The 20,222-nt window shown below is 71.2% G+C and carries 17 protein-coding genes, 1 tRNA gene and 1 pseudogene; 16 read left to right on the forward strand and 3 right to left on the reverse strand.

Annotated elements, in window-relative coordinates; translation table 11 throughout:
* Positions 1–3: 3 nt before the first annotated feature.
* Positions 4–954, reverse strand: a complete 951-nt coding sequence (locus ACXKZB_RS08705) for a LysR family transcriptional regulator (RefSeq protein WP_488825716.1) — start codon at positions 952–954, stop codon at positions 4–6.
* Positions 955–1,024: 70 nt separating this feature from the next.
* Between ACXKZB_RS08705 and ACXKZB_RS08710 the strand changes: the two genes are divergently transcribed.
* The 4 genes from ACXKZB_RS08710 to ACXKZB_RS08725 all read left to right on the forward strand — a co-directional run bounded on the left by ACXKZB_RS08710 (position 1,025) and on the right by ACXKZB_RS08725 (position 4,639).
* Complete coding sequence (locus ACXKZB_RS08710; RefSeq protein ID WP_488825718.1) at positions 1,025–2,080, forward strand: aminotransferase class V-fold PLP-dependent enzyme; 1,056 nt, start codon at positions 1,025–1,027, stop codon at positions 2,078–2,080.
* Between the two features lie 107 nt (positions 2,081–2,187).
* Positions 2,188–3,573 carry a glycine--tRNA ligase gene (locus tag ACXKZB_RS08715; protein ID WP_123312887.1) on the forward strand — a complete coding sequence of 462 codons (1,386 nt, stop codon included), beginning with the start codon at positions 2,188–2,190 and terminating at the stop codon, positions 3,571–3,573.
* Between the two features lie 116 nt (positions 3,574–3,689).
* Positions 3,690–4,424, forward strand: coding sequence for a DsbA family oxidoreductase (locus tag ACXKZB_RS08720; protein ID WP_123312886.1), 735 nt, complete (start codon positions 3,690–3,692; stop codon positions 4,422–4,424).
* Between the two features lie 5 nt (positions 4,425–4,429).
* Positions 4,430–4,639, forward strand: coding sequence for a hypothetical protein (locus tag ACXKZB_RS08725; RefSeq protein ID WP_488825719.1), 210 nt, complete (start codon positions 4,430–4,432; stop codon positions 4,637–4,639).
* Positions 4,640–4,678: 39 nt separating this feature from the next.
* Here ACXKZB_RS08725 and ACXKZB_RS08730 read toward each other — a convergent pair whose 3' ends face one another.
* Positions 4,679–5,164, reverse strand: coding sequence for an aminoacyl-tRNA deacylase (locus ACXKZB_RS08730; protein WP_488825721.1), 486 nt, complete (start codon positions 5,162–5,164; stop codon positions 4,679–4,681).
* A 47-nt stretch (positions 5,165–5,211) separates the two neighbouring features.
* On the opposite strand from ACXKZB_RS08730, the gene dusB reads away from it, so the two are divergent.
* From dusB to ACXKZB_RS08785, 11 genes and pseudogenes are all read left to right on the forward strand, one after another.
* On the forward strand, positions 5,212–6,366 hold the full coding sequence (gene dusB / locus ACXKZB_RS08735; RefSeq protein WP_123312883.1) for a tRNA dihydrouridine synthase DusB: 1,155 nt from the start codon (positions 5,212–5,214) through the stop codon (positions 6,364–6,366).
* Entirely contained in the window at positions 6,363–7,676 is a 1,314-nt protein-coding gene (locus tag ACXKZB_RS08740) for a deoxyguanosinetriphosphate triphosphohydrolase (RefSeq protein ID WP_488825723.1), read from the forward strand. The genes dusB and ACXKZB_RS08740 overlap by 4 nt, the downstream gene beginning before the upstream one ends.
* A gap of 113 nt (positions 7,677–7,789) precedes the next feature.
* On the forward strand, positions 7,790–9,703 hold the full coding sequence (dnaG, locus tag ACXKZB_RS08745; RefSeq protein WP_488825725.1) for a DNA primase: 1,914 nt from the start codon (positions 7,790–7,792) through the stop codon (positions 9,701–9,703).
* A 574-nt stretch (positions 9,704–10,277) separates the two neighbouring features.
* A complete protein-coding gene (locus ACXKZB_RS08750; protein WP_488825727.1) occupies positions 10,278–11,909 on the forward strand; it encodes an ABC transporter substrate-binding protein in 1,632 nt (543 codons plus the stop codon).
* A 116-nt stretch (positions 11,910–12,025) separates the two neighbouring features.
* Positions 12,026–12,301, forward strand: a pseudogene (locus tag ACXKZB_RS08755) (ABC transporter permease); the annotation flags it as partial.
* A gap of 114 nt (positions 12,302–12,415) precedes the next feature.
* Complete coding sequence (locus tag ACXKZB_RS08760) at positions 12,416–13,102, forward strand: ABC transporter permease (RefSeq protein WP_488825877.1); 687 nt, start codon at positions 12,416–12,418, stop codon at positions 13,100–13,102.
* A gap of 2 nt (positions 13,103–13,104) precedes the next feature.
* Complete coding sequence (locus ACXKZB_RS08765) at positions 13,105–14,109, forward strand: ABC transporter permease (RefSeq protein WP_488825728.1); 1,005 nt, start codon at positions 13,105–13,107, stop codon at positions 14,107–14,109.
* Positions 14,106–15,782: an ABC transporter ATP-binding protein gene (locus ACXKZB_RS08770; RefSeq protein ID WP_488825729.1), complete on the forward strand. Its 1,677-nt coding sequence runs from the start codon at positions 14,106–14,108 to the stop codon at positions 15,780–15,782. Before ACXKZB_RS08765 ends, ACXKZB_RS08770 begins: the two co-directional genes overlap by 4 nt.
* Positions 15,783–15,930: 148 nt before the next feature.
* Positions 15,931–16,860, forward strand: coding sequence for an ATP-binding cassette domain-containing protein (locus ACXKZB_RS08775; protein ID WP_340195738.1), 930 nt, complete (start codon positions 15,931–15,933; stop codon positions 16,858–16,860).
* Complete coding sequence (locus ACXKZB_RS08780; protein WP_488825730.1) at positions 16,857–17,858, forward strand: D-isomer specific 2-hydroxyacid dehydrogenase family protein; 1,002 nt, start codon at positions 16,857–16,859, stop codon at positions 17,856–17,858. The genes ACXKZB_RS08775 and ACXKZB_RS08780 overlap by 4 nt, the downstream gene beginning before the upstream one ends.
* A gap of 126 nt (positions 17,859–17,984) precedes the next feature.
* Positions 17,985–18,057: transfer RNA gene (locus ACXKZB_RS08785), tRNA-Asn, on the forward strand.
* A gap of 100 nt (positions 18,058–18,157) precedes the next feature.
* Here ACXKZB_RS08785 and ACXKZB_RS08790 read toward each other — a convergent pair.
* Positions 18,158–19,576, reverse strand: coding sequence for an ArnT family glycosyltransferase (locus ACXKZB_RS08790; protein WP_488825731.1), 1,419 nt, complete (start codon positions 19,574–19,576; stop codon positions 18,158–18,160).
* A 141-nt stretch (positions 19,577–19,717) separates the two neighbouring features.
* Here ACXKZB_RS08790 and ACXKZB_RS08795 point away from each other — a divergent pair, with 141 nt between their 5' ends.
* On the forward strand, positions 19,718–20,206 hold the full coding sequence (locus ACXKZB_RS08795) for a hypothetical protein (protein WP_488825732.1): 489 nt from the start codon (positions 19,718–19,720) through the stop codon (positions 20,204–20,206).
* The last annotated feature ends 16 nt before the right edge of the window (positions 20,207–20,222 follow it).

Consider the following 20,222-nt stretch of genomic DNA (forward strand, 5'->3'; position numbering starts at 1 on the left):
CCGTCAGCCGGGTCCGTCGAGCAGGTGCGCCGCCGACCGCACGGCGTCCAGGGCGGCCAGCACGCTGGGGACGCGCTCGGCCCCGCGCGCCACGACGACCTCGACGCGTCGAGCCAGGTCGTCGTCGACGGGATCGACCCGGACCTCGGCGGGGATCACCGTCGTCGCGAGTGCCAGCCGGGGGAGCAGCGCCACCCCGAGTCCGGCGGCGACGAGCCCCACGACCGCCGCCGCGTTGTCGGTCTCGAGCACGATGTCGGGCGTGAACCCGGCGGTAGCGCACGAGGCGAGCAGGTGCCCCCGGCACCGCGGGCAGCCGCCGATCCAGCGGGCATCGCGGTGTGCCGCCAGGTCCACGGGAGCTGGGCCCGCGGGGCGGACGGACCCCGGGCCTCCCGGTCGGCCTGCCCCGGACGGCGTCACCAGCGCGAGCGGGTCGCGCCCCAGCGCCCGGGTGACGAGCCCGGGGTCCGGGGTGGCTCCGACCTCGTCGCCGACGTAGGTGAAGGTGAGGGCGACGTCGACCTCGCCGCTCAGCAGCAGGTCGTGTGCTTCGGGCGGTTCGACCTCCACGTAGGAGGTCGTCACGCCCGGAGCCGTCGCCGCCAGCCGAGCGAGCACGGCGGGCACGAGGGCGGAGGAAGCGCTCGGGAACCCGGCGAGGCGCACCCGGCCGCGGGTCAGGCCCCCGACGGCATCGAGGTCCTCGCGCGCGGCGGTCAGCGCGGCCTGCACGTGCAGGGCGTGGTCGGCGAGCACCTGCCCGGCGTGCGTGAGTGTGGCACCGCGTCCGCCACGGAGGACCAGTGCGTGCCCGAGCCGCTGTTCGGCGCGTGCGAGCAGCTGGCTGACCGCCGGCTGGCTTGACCCGAGCGCTGCGGCGGCACGGGTGATCGACCCGCCGTCGGCCACGGCGCGCAGCACCCGGAGCAACTGGGGATCGATCTCGTCCATCACGTCATGTTATCGGTGGCACAACGAACCGGGCCTGGTGTGATGGGGAGCGAGCCGAGACGCTGTCCGCATGGACTCCTTCCCCGCCGGCCGCGGCTACCTCGCGGCGTGCACCGCCGGTCTGCCGACCCACGGCACCCTCGCGGCCCAGCGCGCCGACCTCGACGCATGGTCCCGCGCCGAGACGTCGCCGGCCCACTACGGGGCGCTGGTCGAACAGGGACGCTCGCTCTTCGCGGAGCTCGTCGGGGTCCCGGCGTCCCGCGTCGCGACCGGCTCGCAGACCTCGGTGATGGCCGCGGTCGTCGCCGACGCGCTGCCGGACGGTGCCGAGGTGGTCGTCCCCGACGGCGACTTCAGCTCGGTCGTGTTCCCGTTCCTCGCCCAGGCACACCGCGGCGTCCGGGTCCGGAGCGTCCCGCTCGACCGGCTCGCCGCGTCCGTCGGGCCCGACACGGCCCTCGTCGCGTGGTCCGCGGTGCAGTCCGCCACGGGCGCGGTCACCGACCCCGACCCGGTCGTGGCTGCGGCCCGCCGCGTCGGCGCCCTGACCCTGTGCGACCTCACGCAGGCCGCCGGGGTCCTGCCCGTCGACGCGGCACCGTTCGATGTGACGCTCACGCACGCCTACAAGTGGCTCTGCGCGCCGCGCGGCGTCGCCTTCATGACACTCTCCGACACCGCCCTCGGCCGGCTCCGCCCCGTGCAGGCCGGCTGGTACGCGGGGGAGGACGTGTGGTCGTCCTGCTACGGACCCGCGATGCACCTGGCCGACGACGCCCGTCGCTTCGACGTCTCGCCGGCCTGGCAGGCGTGGCCCGGTGCCGTGGCCGCGCTCGAGCACGCGGTCGCGCTCGACCAGCAGGCGGTCTGGAGGCACGCCACCGGTCTCGCAGATCGGCTGTGCGACGCCCTCGGGTCGCCTCGGCAGGGCGACGGGCAGGCGATCGTGACGTTCGCGGACGCCGACGGGTCGGCCCTCCGGGCCCTCACCGCCGCGGGGCTCACCGCCTCCGGACGTGCCGGGCGGCTGCGGATCGCGTTCCACCTGTGGAACGACGAGGCGGACGTGACCGACGTCGTGGCCGCGCTGGGCGGGGTGGGGCCGGGCGCGTCGGGAAGGTGAGCGCGGACGGCGGACGCGGGGCGGGCCTCCCGGCCGACGAACGCCGGTAGTCTTGCCCGGACCGTTTCCGCACCGAGCACCCAGCTCGGCGACCTCTGGAGCACCCTTTGGCACAGCCCTCCCGTCTCGACAGCGTCATCGCCCTGGCCAAGCGCCGCGGCTTCGTCTTCCAGTCGGGTGAGATCTACGGAGGCTCCCGCTCCGCGTGGGACTACGGGCCCCTCGGTGTGGAGCTCAAGGAGAACATCAAGCGCCAGTGGTGGCAGCGGTTCGTCCGCGGCCGCGGGGACATGGTCGGCCTCGACTCGGCCGTCATCCTGCCCCGCAAGGTGTGGGAGGCCTCCGGCCACGTCGCGACCTTCACCGACCCGCTCGTCGAGTGCCTGCACTGCCACCACCGGTTCCGTGCGGACCACCTGACCGAGGCGTTCGTGGCGAAGAAGGGCCGCGACCCCGAGGGCGGCATGGCGGAGATCGCCTGCCCGAACTGCGGTACCCGCGGCGAGTGGACCGAGCCCCGCGAGTTCTCCGGCATGCTCAAGACCTACCTCGGCCCGGTCGAGTCGGAGGAAGGCCTGAACTTCCTGCGCCCCGAGACCGCGCAGGGCATCTTCGTCGACTTCGCGCAGGTCGTCACGACCAGCCGCATGAAGCCCCCGTTCGGCATCGGCCAGGTCGGCAAGGCGTTCCGCAACGAGATCACGCCCGGCAACTTCATCTTCCGCACCCGCGAGTTCGAGCAGATGGAGATCGAGTACTTCGTGCCGCCGGCCGAGGCGGGCGAGCACTACGAGCAGTGGATCGCCGACTCCGTCGCGTTCTACACCGACCTCGGCATCGACCCGGAGAACCTCCGGCGCTTCGACGTGCCGGACGGCGAGCGGGCGCACTACTCGGACGCCACCGCCGACATCGAGTACCGCTTCGGCTTCACCGGTTCGGAGTGGGGCGAGCTCATGGGCGTCGCGAACCGCACCGACTTCGACCTCAACAACCACATCGAGTCGTCCGGCCAGGACCTGCGCTTCTTCGACCAGGCCGCCAACGAGAAGTACGTGCCGTACGTCATCGAGCCGTCGTTCGGCCTGACCCGTGCGCTCATGGCGTTCCTGCTCGACTCGTACCACGAGGACGAAGCCCCGAACGCGAAGGGCGGCGTCGACAAGCGCACCGTGCTGCGCCTCGACCCGCGCCTGGCGCCCGTCAAGGCCGCGGTGCTGCCGCTGTCACGCAACGAGCAGCTCTCGCCCGTCGCCCGTGGCCTGGCAGATGACCTGCGCAAGAACTGGAACGTGGACTTCGACGACGCCGGCGCGATCGGTCGCCGATACCGTCGCCACGACGAGATCGGCACGCCGTTCTGCATCACGGTCGACTTCGACACGCTCGAGGACAAGGCCGTGACCGTGCGCGAGCGCGACACGATGGCGCAGGAGCGGGTGGCGTTGGACCAGCTGCAGGGCTACCTGGCGCAGCGGCTGCTCGGCGCGTAGGGGTTTCGGCGGGCGTCGGAACCAGGTTCCGGACACAGCACCACGAAGATCCACGGTGCGGTGTCCGGAACCAGGTTCTGCGGGAATGCGCGCGCACGCCGCGCGTTGGCATCAGCATGAACGACTCCGTGAAGGTCGATGTCTGGTCGGACATCGCCTGCCCCTGGTGCTACATCGGCAAGCGCAAGTTCGAAGCCGGCGTGGCCGCGTTCGGCGCCTCGTCGGACTCCCTGCCGGTCGAGGTCGAGTACCACTCCTTCGAGCTCAGCCCGGACACCCCCGTCGACTTCGAGGGCACCGAGGCCGAGTTCCTGTCGAACCACAAGGGCATGCCCGTCGAGCAGGCGCAGCAGATGCTCGACCAGGTCACCGGCATCGCCGCGAGCGTCGGACTTGACTACGACTTCGAGGCCATGCACCACACCAACACGGTGAAGGCGCACCAGGTCATCCACCTCGCCAAGCAGCACGGCAAGCAGCTCGACATGGTCGAGCGCCTGTTCACCGCCTACTTCGAACGCGGCGAACACGTCGGCGACGAGGCGACGCTGGCCGACCTGGCCGCCGAGATCGGGCTCGACCGCGACGAGGTCCTCGCGACGCTCCGCGACGACGCACAGCTCGCCGCCGTCCGCGCCGACCAGGCCCAGGCGCAGGCCTTCGGCATCAACGGCGTCCCGTTCTTCGTCATCGACGGCAAGTACGGCGTCTCCGGCGCGCAGGATCCGGCCGCGTTCGAGCAGGTCCTGACGCAGGTCGTCGCGCTGCGCGGGACGACGCCCGACGAGGTCGCCTCGGCGACCGAACGCGCCGCGGACGACGCGAGCGCCGACGTGGCGGCGACCCGATGACGGACATGACCATCAGCGACCAGGGCGCGGTGCGCCTCCAGGCCGTGACGTCCGTGTCGTCCGTGCCGGACGCGCTCACCGGCCTGGAGGCGCGCCCCACCCTGCTGACGCTCGTCACGCCCGGCGGGGCGCCGGTCTGCGAAGGCGATGCGTGCCTGATCGACGCCGGCTCGTTCGCCGGCGCCGAGGGTGACTGGTCCGAGGTGCCGGACTGACGACTCCGTCGGTCGCGCGTCGCGCTGCTGCCGACGCGATCAGTCGCGCTGCGGTTCCTCGTCGGTGATGTCGGCGACCGTCGCGCCGTACGCGGCGATGAGGTCGTCGGCGTCGACGAGGGCGCTCGCGCCGTGGCGACCGGCGCCGAGGGCGACCCGTCGACCGACGATCCGTTCGTCGGCGTAGACGGGCAGGTCACCGGTCGCTCCGATGGGGGTGATGGTGCCGCGCTCGTAGCCGGACGCCTGGAGCGCGGTCGCCGCGTCGGGCATCGAGAGCTTGTTCACGCCGACCACGGTGCGGAGCTTCTTCCACGCGATGCTCCGACCGCCCGGCACGAGTGCGAGCAGGAAACCGCCGTCGTGCCGCTTGACGACGAGCGTCTTGACGATGTCGCCGGGGTCGATGCCGAGCAGCTCGGCGGCCTGCTGCAGGGAGTCCGCAGCGGGGCGTTCGACGACCTCGACCGTGAGGCCGCGGGCCGCTGCGTCGGTGTCGAACCGGGTGCTGGCGTCGATCGTCATGTGGAGAACGCTACCGCCGCGCACCGACGTGGGAGGATGGAACAGGTATGACGATCACACAAGCCCCAGCACGGCCTCTGCGCATCGGCCCGATCGAGGTCGACGTGCCGGTCGTGCTCGCGCCGATGGCGGGCATCACGAACATGGCGTACCGCCGGCTCTGCCGCGAGTACGGCGCCGGTCTGTACGTCTGCGAGATGATCACCTCGCGCGCGCTGGTCGAACGCACCCCCGTGTCGATGCAGCTCATCCAGCACCACGAGTCCGAGACCCCGCGGTCGATCCAGCTGTACGGCGTCGAGCCGAACACCGTGGCCGAGGCGGCATCGATCCTGGTGGGCGAGGACCGCGCCGACCACATCGACCTGAACTTCGGCTGCCCGGTGCCCAAGGTCACCCGCAAGGGCGGCGGGGCGGCACTGCCCTGGAAGCTCGAGCTGTTCCGCGAACTCGTCACGAAGACCGTCCGCGCGGCGGGCGACGTTCCCGTCACCGTGAAGATGCGCAAGGGCATCGACGAGGACCACCTCACCTACCTGGACGCCGCACGCATCGCGCGGGACGCCGGCGTCGCCGCGGTCTCGCTGCACGCGCGCACTGCGAACGAGCACTACTCCGGTCACGCCGACTGGTCCGCGATCGCGACGCTGAAGGAAGCCGTCACGGACATCCCGATCCTCGGCAACGGGGACATCTGGTCCGCGGCCGACGCCCTGCGCATGGTCGACGAGACCGGCGCCGACGGTGTCGTCGTCGGGCGCGGGTGCCTCGGGCGTCCGTGGCTGTTCGGCGACCTGGCAGCGGCGTTCCGCGGCGAGGGCCTGCGGTACATGCCGTCGCTCGGCGAGGTCGCGGACGGCTTCCGCAGGCACGCCGAACTGCTCGTCGAGTTCTTCGGGTCCGAAGAGCACGGCTGCCGCGACATCCGCAAGCACGTGGCCTGGTACTTCAAGGGGTACCCGATCGGCAGCGACGTGCGGTCCGGACTCGCGATGGCGTCGAGCCTGCAGGAGATCGACGACCTGCTCGGGCAGCTCGACCACGACGCGCCGTACCCCGGGGCCGACGCCGAGGGGCCCCGCGGCCGCTCCGGCAACCCGAAGCGCACCGCCCTGCCCGACCGCTGGCTCGAGTCCCGCGACGTCGACAGCGAGTTCCGCAAGGTCCTCGCCGCCGCCGAGCTGCACCACAGCGGCGGATGAGCGCCACCGCCTCGTACGGTCCGGCCGACGCCGAGCGCTGGCTGCCGGAAGAGCACGGCAACCGCAGGTCGGACTTCGCCCGCGACCGTGCACGGCTGCTGCACTCGAGTGCGCTCCGACGCCTCGCCGCCAAGACCCAGGTGCTCAGCCCGACGACTGGACTCGACTTCGCCCGGAACCGCCTGACGCACTCGCTCGAGGTGGCGCAGGTCGGTCGTGAACTCGCGGACTCGCTCGGCCTCGACCCCGACGTGGTGGACACCGCGTGCCTGGCGCACGACATCGGCCACCCGCCGTTCGGTCACAACGGTGAGACCGCCGTCAACGCCTGGGCAGCCGGCATCGGTGGCTTCGAGGGCAACGCGCAGACGCTGCGGCTGCTCACCCGGCTCGAACCGAAGGTCTACGGGCTGCGGCCGGGCGCCGACGTCGGCGCTGCCGGGAGCGGGGACCGTCCGTTCGGGCTGAACCTGACCCGGGCCTCGCTCGACGCCAGCTGCAAGTACCCGTGGCCGGCGGCGCAGGGCGTCTCCGAGTCGTCATCGGGCCGGACCAAGTTCGGCTTCTACGACGACGACCACGACGCCTTCGAGTGGCTCCGCGCCGGGGCGCCCCGGCGCCAGCGGTGCATCGAGGCGCAGGTCATGGACCTGTCGGACGACATCGCCTACTCGGTGCACGACTTCGAGGACGCCGTCGTCGCCGGCTTCATCGACGTCGCGGCCCTCGGTGACCGCGTCGGCGAGAACGACATCGTCACCGCGATGCACGCGTGGGTGGGCGACGACCTGAGCCGCGAGGAACTGCTCGAGGCGTTCGACCGCCTCCGGGCACTGCCGCTCTGGATGACCTCGTACGACGGGTCCCGCCGCGACGCGGCGCACCTGAAGAACCTGACCTCGCAGCTGATCGGACGCTTCGCGCGGACGGCGACGGCTGCGACACGCGAGTCCTACGCCTCCGGGTCCCTCGTCCGGTTCGCGGCCTCGGTCGTCACACCGCCCGAGATCATCGGGGAGATCGCGGTGCTCAAGGGCATCGTCGCGGCGTTCGTGATGACCCAGGGCGACCGGCAGCCCGTGTACGAGGACCAGCGGCGGATCCTGACGGAGCTGCTCGATGCCCTGGCGGCGTCCGGGCCGTCGGACCTCGAACCCGGCTTCGCGGCCGACTGGCGTGCGGCGACCGACGACGACGGACGACTCCGGGCAGTGGTCGACCAGGTCGCCAGCCTGACGGACCAGGGCGCGATCGCCTGGCATCGGCGGTTGGTGGTCGGCGAGCGGGAAGCGGTCCACATCCCGGTGTGAGCGGGGGCGTCGGTGGCTCGTCCACATCTCGGTGTGAGCGGGGGCCTCGGTGGCTCGTCCACATCTCGGGGCCGCGGTCGGCCGAGGTCGGCGCCACGAACTAGGATCAGAGGGTGGCTGGCAGGATCGCGCGGAACGACATCGACGAGGTCCGCTCGCGTGTCAACATCGCCGACGTCGTCGGCGACTACGTCACGCTGAAGAACGCGGGCGTCGGCTCGATGAAGGGGCTCTGCCCCTTCCACGACGAACGCTCCCCGTCGTTCCACGTCCGGCCCCAGGTGGGCCGGTACCACTGCTTCGGCTGCGGTGAGGACGGCGACGTCTTCAGCTTCATCATGGCGCAGGACCACACCACCTTCGCCGAGGCCGTCGAGCGCATGGCCGCCAAGATCGGCTTCACCCTGCACTACGAAGAGGGCGACGGGCCGCGCACCGACTACAACACCCGCGCCCGGTTGATCGCCGCCAACGAAGCCGCGCTCGAGTACTACACGGCGCAGCTCACCACCGCCGCGGCCGACCCCGCACGGCGGTTCCTGGGGGAGCGCGGGTTCGATCCCTCGGCGGCGCAGCACTTCGGTGTCGGCTTCGCGCCGAAGTCGTACGACATGCTCAAGGACCACCTGCGCGGTCGGGGCTTCACCCTCGAGGAACTCACCTCGGCCGGGCTCGTCAGCCAGGGCGACCGGTCGCCGTACGACCGGTTCCGCGGGCGCCTGATGTGGCCCATCCGCGACGTCACCGGGGCGACGATCGGGTTCGGTGCCCGGCGCCTGCTCGACGACGACAAGGGCCCGAAGTACCTCAACACGCCCGAGACCCCGATCTACCACAAGAGCCAGGTGCTCTACGGGCTCGACCTGGCCCGTCGCGACATCTCGAAGCAGAAGCAGGTCGTGATCGTCGAGGGCTACACCGACGTCATGGCCTGCCACGTCGCCGGCATCACCACCGCCGTCGCCACGTGCGGCACCTCGTTCGGCGTCGACCACATCAAGGTGCTGCGCCCGATGCTCGGCGACCTGGCCGGTGCCGACCCGAACGCCAACGGCGAGGTCGTCTTCACGTTCGACCCGGACGAGGCCGGGCAGCGAGCCGCCTCTCGCGCCTTCGCCGAGGAGCAGCGGTTCGCCGCGCAGACCTTCGTCGCCGTGGCACCCGGCGGCCTCGACCCGTGCGACCTCCGGCTCGCCCGCGGCGACGACGCCATCCGCCGGCTCATCACCAACAAGCGTCCGATGTTCGAGTTCATGATCCGCCGTACGTTGGAGGGCCACGACCTCGAAACGGTCGAGGGTCGCGTCGGTGCACTCCGCGCAGCCGCCCCCGTGCTCGCCGGCATCCGCGACCGATCGCTCACCCAGGGCTACGTCCGTGAGCTCGCCGGGTGGCTCGGCATGGACATGCCCGAGGTCCGCCGAGCGGTCGAGACCGCGCGTCGGCGCGCGGGGTCGACGGACGATCGGTCAGGAGGCCCGGGGCGCGACGGTCGCGCCGGTCACGCCACCGACGGGGCCGGTGTGGTCGAGGAGCCCGTCGCCGGGATCCGCTCGCTGCCGAACGACCCGATCAGCCGCATGGAGCGCGACGCCGTGATGGCGATGGTGCAGCAGCCGACCTCCGTCGGGGCGCCGTTGCTCGGGCTCGCCGCGTCCGCCACGTTCTCGGCACCGATGCTCGCGGTCGTGCGGGACGCCGTGGTCGCCAACGTCGACGTCATCGGGGCGCAGGACTGGCTCGACCGGTTGCTCGCCGACGTGCCGACGCCGTTGCGCACCCTCACGCACGAACTGGCCCTCGCGCCGATCCCTGCGCGGAACGCCGAGGACCTCGCCGCGTACTGCCGGAGCATCGTCGTGGCCCTGGTCGAGCGGGACCTGCTCGCCCGCAAGGCCTCGCTGCTCGGGCAGCTGCAGCGCGCGGATCCGCACGAGCAGGCCGAGCGTCGCGCCGAGATCCAACGGCAGCTCGTGGACATCGACGCACAGCGGATGCGGTTGCGCGCCGACGCCGAGGCGTCCTAGCCCCCGAGCCGCCCGGCGGCTGTGTGCGGTTCGTCCAGGTTCCGAAATCTGCACATCTGGCCGCACTCGAGCGGCCCTTCGTGGAACCTCGGCGAGCACGAGTGCCGAGGTGACGCGACCGCACGACGTGACTGAGGCCGTGCGGCGCGACCACGTCGGCGAGGTGACGGTCACGGAGGAGGTGTGACGGGCCTCCCGGTCGGCGTGCCGAGGTTCCACAACACGCCGCGTGCGCTCCGCCGAGGTTCCGGTGCCGGGCCGAACGAGCGCCGAGATGCCGAGATTTCGGAACCTCGGCTGGCCGGAGGTTGGCCGGAGGTGGGCCGGACGCGGGGCCCGGGCGCGCTCGGGCGATGCGTTGCACGGCGCAACTTTCGTGTGCGGCGCGCCGGGTCGATGCGCACGAATGATGCATCACGCGACGGGTGCGTGCATTACAGCGGTGTAAACAAATCGCTCCCGGTTCGATCTGTTCCGTGACAGGGTGATACCAATGAGCGTTCCTGGCCGGGCACACAGACGTTCCACCCGCCGGTCAGGACACTTGCACCCATCTTCAAGAGAGGCATCGAACATGGCATCCGTGTTCAAGAAGCACACAGCCACGTGGGGCAGGCGCGGCATCGCGCTCGGCGCCGGAGCAGCAGCGACGGCGCTGGTGCTGACCGGCTGCGCGAGCAGCAGCGTGAGCGACACCGAGCTGAACGGCCTGAGCATCGGGACGACGGACAAGGTCACGTCCCTCGACCCGGCCGGTTCCTACGACAACGGCTCCTTCGCCGTGCAGAACCAGGTCTTCCCGTTCCTGATGAACACGCCCGTGGGCAGCCCGGACGTCGAGCCGGACATCGCCACGAAGGCGGAGTTCACGAGCCCCACCACGTACGAGGTCACCCTCAAGGACGGCCTCGAGTTCGCGAACGGCAACAAGCTCACCTCGAGCGACGTGAAGTTCTCGTTCGACCGTGAACTCAAGATCAACAACGAGAACGGTCCGCAGTCGCTGCTGGCCAACCTCAAGAGCATCGACACCCCGGACGACACGACCGTGGTGTTCAACCTCGACCACGCCGACCAGACCTGGCCGCAGGTGCTCTCGAGCCCCGCCGGCCCGATCGTCGACGAGGACGTCTTCAGCGCGACGAAGCTCACCAGCGCCGACGACATCGTCAAGGGCAAGGCGTTCGCCGGGCAGTACCAGATCAGCTCCTACAAGGAGAACCAGCTGATCCAGTACAAGACGAACCCGAAGTACGACGGCCTGCTCGGCAAGGCGAAGACGTCGGAGGTGACGGCCAACTACTTCACGAAGGAGACCGACCTCAAGCTCGCCGTGCAGAAGGGCGACGTCGACGTGGCGTACCGCTCGCTGACGCCGACCGACATCTCGGACCTGCGCAAGGACGACGACCTCAAGGTCACCGACGGCCCCGGCGGCGAGATCCGCTACGTGGTCTTCAACTTCAAGACGCAGCCGTTCGGCACCGGTCAGGACGACGCCGACGAGGCGAAGGCCCTCGCCGTGCGCCAGGCCGCCGCTGACGTGGTCGACCGCGCCGCCCTGGCGAAGGAGGTCTACAACGACACCTTCACGCCGCTGTACTCGATGGTGCCGGACGGCCTCACCGGTGCGGTCCAGCCGTTCAAGGACATGTACGGCGACGGCGACGGCGGCCCCGACGTCGCCAAGGCGAAGAAGACCCTCGCCGACGCCGGTGTCTCCGGCAAGGTGCAGCTCGACATCCAGTACGCGCCCGACCACTACGGTTCGGCCTCGGACGACGAGTACGCGCTGCTGAAGACGCAGCTCGAGGACTCGGGCCTGTTCACCGTGAACATCCAGTCGACGGTCTACACGACCTACGCGCAGGAGCGCACGAAGGACGCGTACCCGGAGTACCAGCTCGGTTGGTTCCCGGACTTCTCCGACGCCGACAACTACCTGTCGCCGTTCTTCACCAAGGAGAACTTCGTCCAGAACCACTACGACGACTCGGTCATCCAGGACCTCATCGCGAAGGAGCAGGCGGAGTCCGACCCGGACAAGCGTGCCGACCTGATCGAGCAGGCCCAGGAGCGCGAGGCTTCGCAGATCTCGACGCTGCCCCTGCTGCAGGGCAAGTCCGTCGCCGTCGCCGGCAAGGACGTCAAGGGCCTGACCCTCGACGCCTCGTTCAAGTTCCGGTACGCCACCCTCAGCAAGTAGCACCACGCCCCTCGCGCAGGCCGCGGGCGTTCCCACGAGGAACGCCCGCGGCCTGCGCACCGGCATGAAAGGCACCCCTCCCCGTGACCCTGAGCACCCCAGAGGCGACCCAGGACGTGAACGGCACCGATCCGACCAAGCCACAGGCACAACGCAGTGCCAAGAGCAGTGGCGGCGGACTCGGCCGGTACATCCTCGTCAGGTTCCTCCTCATCATCCCGACCGTCTTCATCCTGGTGACGCTCGTCTTCTTCCTGATGCGCGTCATCGGGAACCCGATCACCGCGTCGGTCGGCGGCCGGCTCACGCCGACGCAGCTGCAGGAACGCCTGCACGCCGCCGGGTACGACCGTCCCGTGCTCGTGCAGTACTTCGAGTACCTCGGCAACATCCTGCGTGGTGACTTCGGCAACGCGTCGACGGACAACCGGCCGATCACCGAGATCATCCTGCAGTACGGCGGTGCGACCGCCGAGCTGGTGTTCTACGCCCTCGTCGTCGCGCTCGTGCTCGGCATCCCGCTGGGCATGCTGGCCGCGTACACGCGCGACAAGTGGCCCGACGTGCTGCTCCGCGCCCTCGCGATCCTGACCTACGCGACCCCGGTGTTCTTCGGCGGCCTGCTGCTGAAGCTCGTCTTCTCGGTGTGGCTCGGTTGGCTCCCGCTCGGCGACCGCGCCTCGACCAGGGTGGAGCTCATCCTGGACGGCATCCCCGGTGCGAGCGGCATCTACATCATCGACGCGCTGCGGACCGGCAACGCCGCGATCATCGGCGACGTGCTGCAGCACGCGGTCCTGCCGGCGCTGACGCTCGGGCTGCTGACCGCCGGCATCTTCCTGCGCCTGGTGCGCGCGAACATGATCGGGTCGCTCGGCTCCGAGTACGTCGACGCGGCGCGCTCCCGCGGTGTCCGCGAGTCCCGGCTTGTCCGGACCCATGCATTCCGCCCCGCGCTCGTGCCGATCATCACCGTGATGGGCCTGCAGATCGCGATGCTGCTGGGCGGCTCCGTCCTGACCGAGACCACCTTCGGGTGGCGCGGCCTGGGCTTCGAGCTGAACCAGTACCTGTCGGCCCGGGACTTCGTCGCCGTGCAGGGCATCGTCGCGATGCTGGCGGTGATCGTCGCGGTGACCAACTTCATCGTCGACGTCGTCGCCGCCCTGATCGACCCGAGAGTGAGGTTCTGACGATGGCCGACATCACCCTCGTCGACCGCCACGAGCCGCTCTGGAAGCGGCTGCCCGTGGTGGTCCAGCTCCGCAAGAGCACCGGCTGGCAGCGCGCCATGCTCATCGTCGGCGTGGTCATCTGCGCCCTGTACCTGCTCGTCGCGGTGTTCGCGCCGCTCCTGGCCCCGTACGGCTTCGGCCAGCTGCAGGGCGCGGACGGCGAGAGCTTCCCGCGCACCGGCGCTCCGAGCGCCGAGCACATCTGGGGTACCACCGTCGGCGGGTTCGACGTGTTCAGTCGGGTCGTCTACGGCGCCCGCACCGCGGTCCTCGTCGTGATCGTCGCGGTCGTCGTGTCGATCATCGTCGGCGTCCTGCTCGGCCTGGTCTCCGGTTACCTGGGCGGCTGGCTCGACCGGGTCCTGGTCGTGGTCGCCGACGCGATCTACGCCTTCCCCTCACTGCTGCTCGCGATCGTCGTGTCGATCGTGATCTCCGGCGGCAACTCGAGCTACTCGGGCGGCATCATCGCGGCGGCGATCTCGATCACCGTCGTCTACGTGCCGCAGTACTTCCGGGTGGTCCGTGCCGAGGCCGTGCGCCTGAAGAACGACGCGTTCGTCGAGTCGGCGCGCGTGATGGGCACGAACCCGTGGCGCATCATGATCCGGCACGTGCTGCGGAACTCGACGCGGTCCCTGCCGCTGATCCTGACGCTGAACGCCAGCGACGCGATCCTGACCCTGGCCGGCCTCGGCTTCCTCGGGTTCGGCATCGGTCCGACGTCCGGCGCCGAGTGGGGCTACGACCTCAGCCGCGCGCTGTCCGACGTCGCGAGCGGCGTCTGGTGGACCGGCGTCTACCCGGGTGTCGCGATCGTGGTGCTCGTCCTCGGTGTGACGTTCATCGGCGAGAGCCTCAACGACATCTCCGACCCCCGTCTGCGTGCGCGCCGACGGCTGAAGCAGCTGGTGTCCACGCGCGACGCGCGCAACACGGCCACCGCGGATGGAGCGGGCGCATGACGACCGACACCGAGAACGCACCCGTCGTCGTCGTCGACGACCTGACCGTCACCTTCGCCACCGACGGCGGCGCCGTCGACGCGGTCAAGGGCGTCAGCCTCGACGTCCGTCCCGGCGAGGTCCTCGCCCTGGTCGGCGAGTCCGGCTCCGGCAAGTCCGTCACCGCTCGCGCGATGCTCCGGTTGATGCCGGAGACGGCGACGCTCGGCGGCGCGGTGCTGCTCGACGGCACCGACGTGGTGAGCGTGGGCGCGCAGAAGCTCCGCAGCCTGCGGGGGACCGCCGGGGCGATGGTCTTCCAGGAGCCGTCGACCGCCCTCAACCCGGTGTTCACCGTCGGGTGGCAGATCGCCGAGGGGCTCCGCGCCCACGGCGGGATGTCGAAGAAGGAGGCACGGGCGAAGGCGATCGACTACCTCGGTCGCGTCGGCATCCCCGACCCCGAGACCCGCGTCGACCACTACCCGCACCAGTTCTCCGGTGGGCAGAAGCAGCGTGTGGTCATCGCGAGTGCGCTCGCGCTCGAGCCGTCGGTGATCATCGCCGACGAGCCGACCACGGCGCTCGACGTGACGGTGCAGGCCGAGATCCTCGACCTGCTCCGCCGGTGCCGCGACGAGTTCGGCACCGCGATCGTGATCATCACCCACAACATGGGCGTGGTGGCCGACCTCGCCGACCGCGTCGCCGTGATGTACCAGGGTGAGATCGTGGAGGAGGCGTCGGCGACGGACCTCTTCGCGCGGCCGCAGGCCGACTACACGAAGCGGCTGCTCGCCGCGGTGCCCCGGCTCGAGGCGTCGACGGGGACCGCCCGCCGTGCCGCGATCACCGAGGACGTCACACCGCTGGTCGAGGCGAAGGGGCTCGAGATCGAGTACCCGGGCCGCCTCGGTTCGCCCGCGTTCAAGGCCGTGAAGGGCGTCGACCTGGCGATCCGTCCCGGCGAGGTCCTCGGACTGGTGGGCGAGTCCGGTTCCGGCAAGACCACGATCGGGCGCGCGATGGCCGGCCTGACGAAGGTCACCGGCGGGTCCCTGAAGGTCCTCGGTGCGGAGATGCTCGGCTACCGCGAGCGGGAGTTCAAGCACCTGCGGAAGGACATCGGGTTCGTGTTCCAGGACCCGGCGACCTCGTTCAACCCGCTGCTCACGATCGCCGAGTGCGTCGCCGAGCCGCTGGTCGTCCACAAGGAGGTGTCGAGCCCCCGTGCGGCCCGCCAGCGCGTCGACGAACTCCTCGAGGCTGTCCAGCTGCCGAAGGCGTACGGCGACCGCTACCCGCACGAGCTCTCCGGCGGCCAGCGTCAGCGCGCTTCGCTCGCCCGGTCGCTCGCGCTCCGGCCGAAGCTGCTCATCGCCGACGAGCCGACGAGCGCGCTCGACGTGTCGGTGCAGGCGCGCGTGCTGGAGCTCTTCCTCGAGCTCCAGCAGGACCTGGGCTTCGCGTCGCTGTTCATCAGCCACGACCTGGCGGTCGTGGGCGCGCTGTCCGACCGGATCGCCGTGCTCTACCGCGGAGACCTGGTCGAGGTGGGCACGACGGCGCAGGTCCTCGGTGCCCCGCAGCACCCGTACACGCAGCGCCTGCTGGCGTCGCTCCCGGTGCCGGACCCTGCGGAGCAGGCCGAGCGACGGCGTACGCTGGAGCGACTGGAGAACGCCGGGTCCTGACCCGACGTGACCCGCCCAGGAGGCCCGACCTGCGTCGTCGACGCACGCCGGGCCTCCTGGGCGGTCGCCTCCACAGCTGTACGCACGACGGTCCTGCCAGCGCGGTCCGTCGCGAACCGCCGCCAGGGGGCGGCGTGGAAGGGGACCCATGATCGCGGTCAACGGACCGGCGGTCGTCGCGGACGACGTGTCGATCGAGTACCGGGGCGGACGGGGGTCCGAGTCGATCCGAGCGGTCGACGGGGTCAGCCTGACCGTGCGGCAGGGCGAGATCCTCGCGCTGCTCGGGGAGTCGGGGTCCGGCAAGTCGACCTTCGCCGCCGCGATCGCGGGCCAGCTCGGGTCGCACGGCGAGGGCGACGGTGCGCTCCGTCGCCACATCGTCGGGGGCGAACTCACCGTCCTCGGCCAGAAGACCCGCGGTCTGCGCGGTTCGTCACGGAAGCTCGAACGGTTGAGCGGACGCATCGGCTACCTGCCGCAGGACGGTGCCGACCGGCTCAGCCCGGACCTGACGGTCGGCGAGGCCATCGCCGAACCGATCTACCAGCGCGACCGCCGCTTCGACCGGAAGGAGGCCGGCTTGATCGTCGCCCGACTGGTCGACGCCGTGCACCTGCCGCTCGGCGTGATGCGCCTGAACACCTGGGAACTGTCCAGCGGGCAGCGGCAGCGCGTCGCCCTGGCGCGGGCCCTCGTGCTGGAACCGCAGCTCCTGGTCGCCGACGAGCCCGCCCGCGGTGTCGACGTGCTCGTGCGCCAGTCGGTGCTCGAGGCACTGGCGACCCTGCAGCGCAACCGGCAGTTCTCCGCCGTCGTGGTGTCCAGCGACCTGCGCGAAGCGGGTGCCCTGGCGGACCGCGTCGCCGTGATGGCCGACGCCCGGCTCGTCGGCCTCGGCACCTTCGACGAGGTCCTCGACAACCCCGTCGACCCCTACGTGAAGACCCTGGCTGCGACCGCGGCCCGCGGCGTCAAGCGACGCCCGGCAGCCACCGCCCCGCGCCGCTCGACGGCGCCGCGCCGACCGGTCGCCGCCGGCACCGGCCCCCGCACGGACCGACAGGAGAACCCGTGAGCACCGCCACCCGAGGCCACCGCGCCGTCGTCCCGACCTCCGGTGCCCCGTTGCCGATCGACGCGCCGCAGTCCGGTCCCGTCGCCGTGCTGCCGGAACCGACCGACCTGCACGTCACCGCGGTGACCGAGGCCGGCGGGACCGTCGCGCCGCTCGACGCCCAGACCCGCGGGCTCGTCTGGCTGGACCCCCGCGACCCGTCCGGGCTCGCCGACGCGCTCGACGCCGCTCCGGGTGTCGGCTGGGTGCAGTTGCCGTTCGCCGGTGTCGACGCCTTCGCGCACCTCATCCAGGAGCACGGGGACCGCGTCCTCTTCACCTCGGCGAAGGGCGCGTACGCCGAACCCGTCGCCGAGCACGCCCTGGCGCTGACCCTCGGGACGCTGCGGGTGCTGCAGAAGCGTGCCCGTGCGCACTCGTGGGCCACCGAGCCCGAGGGTGTGTCGCTGTACGGCCGCAACGTCGTCGTCATCGGTGCGGGCGGGATCGCGCTCGAGTACATCCGCCTGCTCGCCCCGTTCGACGTCGACGTCACCGTGGTGCGCCGCTCGGCCGACCCGGTGGACGGCGCCTCCCGCACCGTCACGACCGACCAGCTCGACGCGGTCCTGCCCGACGCCGACGTCGTGATGATCGCCGCCGCCATGACCTCGGGCACCGCGAAGCTGTTCGGCGCGCGGCAGTTCGCGATCATGAAGCCGTCCGCCCGGCTCGTGAACATCGCCCGCGGGGGACTCGTGGACACCAACGCCCTGGTCGACGCCCTGCGAACGGGTGCGATCGCCGGCGCGGGGCTCGACGTCACCGACCCCGAGCCGCTGCCCGACGGCCACCCGCTGTGGTCCGAGCCCGGCGCGGTCATCACGCCGCACCAGGCGGACACCCCGGAGATGGTCGCGCCGCTGCTCGCCGAGCGGGTGCGGCTCAACACCACGGCGTTCCTCGACGGCAGCGGCGAGGGGTTCGTCGGCGTCGTCGACCCGGTCGCCGGGTACTGAGGAACAGCGCTGCACCGGGGTGCGCGTCGCGGCGCGCCCGGGCGGCGTGTCCGATGCGGTGAGTGGCCCCGCGGTGCTGCTATGCTGTTACCCGTTGTTCGCACGACATTCGCCAGCGGACAGTGATCCTCGATAGCTCAATTGGCAGAGCAGCCGGCTGTTAACCGGCAGGTTGTTGGTTCGAGTCCAACTCGGGGAGCGTCTGGCCCGGATCCTCACGGATCCGGGCCGTTTGCGTTTCCGGGCCGTTTGTGTTTCAGGGGCGGTGCCCGCGGCCGCGCGTCGCGCGGGCGCGCCGATCAGGACGCGGGGGTGTCCGGCTCGATGCGGAGCGTGCCGTCACGGTTGTTGTCGTCGATCGTGCCGGTCTTGGTCACGTAGACGTCGAGGTAGTCGAGCCGGAAGTGGTCGAGCTGGTCGGCGTACTCGGACAGGAACTCCGCGACCTGGTGCGGCATGGCGCGGCGGTCGTCGTGCCCGACGACGATCGCGTCGAAGGGTCCGTACTGCGGCTTCTGCGTGCCACGCTCGGGCAGGTAGATCCGCCAGGTGTTCGCGCTGAACCGGGCGAACAGCACGCCCTCGGAGTCCTTGCCGCGCACCTGGAGCGCATCGGAGAGCAGGGCGATGCCGCTCGGACGGGACTGCGCCACCGCGACGCCGAGCCGTACCGCCGGCACGAGCAACGACGCCACGAGCACCGTGGCCACGATGCGACCGACGGGCGGGCGCACCGCGGTCAGCCGGGCGTACCCGATCGCCGCGAGCGCGATGACGAGCGGCATCCACGCGTCGTAGTAGTAGGGGAGCGAGACGTTCGCGACGATGACGTAGAAGACGAGGAAGACGCCGAGCGCGATGCCGAGGAACGCGACGAGCCGGTCCGGCCGGATCGCGAAGGCGCAGACGACGCCGACGAGGAGCACCGAGAGCAGCAACCAGCCGGTGCCGGCCGCCAGGAACGCGAAGTTCGCCCACCACGGGGCTGCGGGGTAGATCGTGCCGAGGATCGTCGTCGGGTGTCCGTGCGCGTTCTGCTGCGCCTGGAACTTCAGCATGTGCCCGATGGCGGTGAACAGCCCCACCGGCAGGTACAGGAGCACGAAGACGACCACGAACGCGAGGCCGCCGAACAGTGCACCGACGCCCAGGTCGCGCCAGCGCCGGAACAGCAGCGGCAACGCGCCGATCGCGAGCACGAGCACCGCGGTCGAGACCTTCGACGTCACCGACATCGCGAGCAGCGCACCCGCGGCCGCGATCCACCAGCGGTTGCCGGTGCGCATCCAGGTCCAGGCGGCTGCGAGCGAGGCGACCGCGAAGAACACCATCAGGGGCTCCAGCATCGCGAAGCGGTCGATCCGCGCGCCGATGACCGAGCCGGCCTCGGCCCAGCCGGCGCCGGACCCGCGCGGCGTCAGCCACCACGCGCCCGCGGCGAGGAGTCCTGTCCAGAAGCCGACCTCGCGCCGCAACCAGACGAGCAGGACCACGCCGGTGCCGAGCATCGCGGCCGCGGCGACCAGGCGGGGCCCGAGCGGTCCCTGCCCGACGACGAGCTGCGCGATGCCGTACAGGTACTTCGCCGTCGGCGGGTGCTCGAGGTTGAGCGAGAAGTTGCCGTGCACGTAGGCCCAGCTCGCCCGCAGGTACACGAACTCGTCGTTGACGATGGTCGGGCGGCCGAGGTGCCAGACGGCGACGAACAGGGCAGCCACGGCGACGACCACGAGGGCGGCGACGCGGACGGGGCGGGAGTGCAGGCGGGGGATGAGGACCTCCAGGGCGGGGCGTGCCCGACCATCATCGCAGGAGCGGCCGTGCGGCTCCTGCCGGGCAGTTGCTGTTAGCGTTCACAGGTGCACCGATCCCGTCCGACCCGCGACGCGCTCCTCGGCGTGCTGCTCGCGGTCGTGGTCGCGCCGGTGCTGGTCGGGTGCAGCGGTGCCGGACCGGACACCGATTCGTCCGAGGAGCCCACGAGTTCGGAGACCGGGCTCGGGTCGGGTGCCTCGCCGGTCGTGTTCGCGTTCGTGTGCGACGACGGCGACCCCGAGACCTACACGACGTACTCCGCGGTGTGGGAGGACGAACGGACCTCGTGCACCGCGAAGCGGCTCACGGGCTCGGTGCCGTCGGCGCAGCAGCAGGCCGCGGTCGACGCGGCCCGCGGTGACGCGACGCTCGTCGAGCTCGCGAGCACCTGCGCCGTGACCGGCACGGACCCGTGGACGTCGGCCGTGGCCGACGACGGCGCCGCGCACGTCGCGGCCGGGCTCCTGCAGTACTGCCCGGGGCACCCGGAGACCGACCACCTGCGCGACGCACTGTCGACGTACCGGAGCTGAGCCGGGCCTCCTGGCC

The organism is Curtobacterium sp. ABR8, assembly GCF_057812125.1.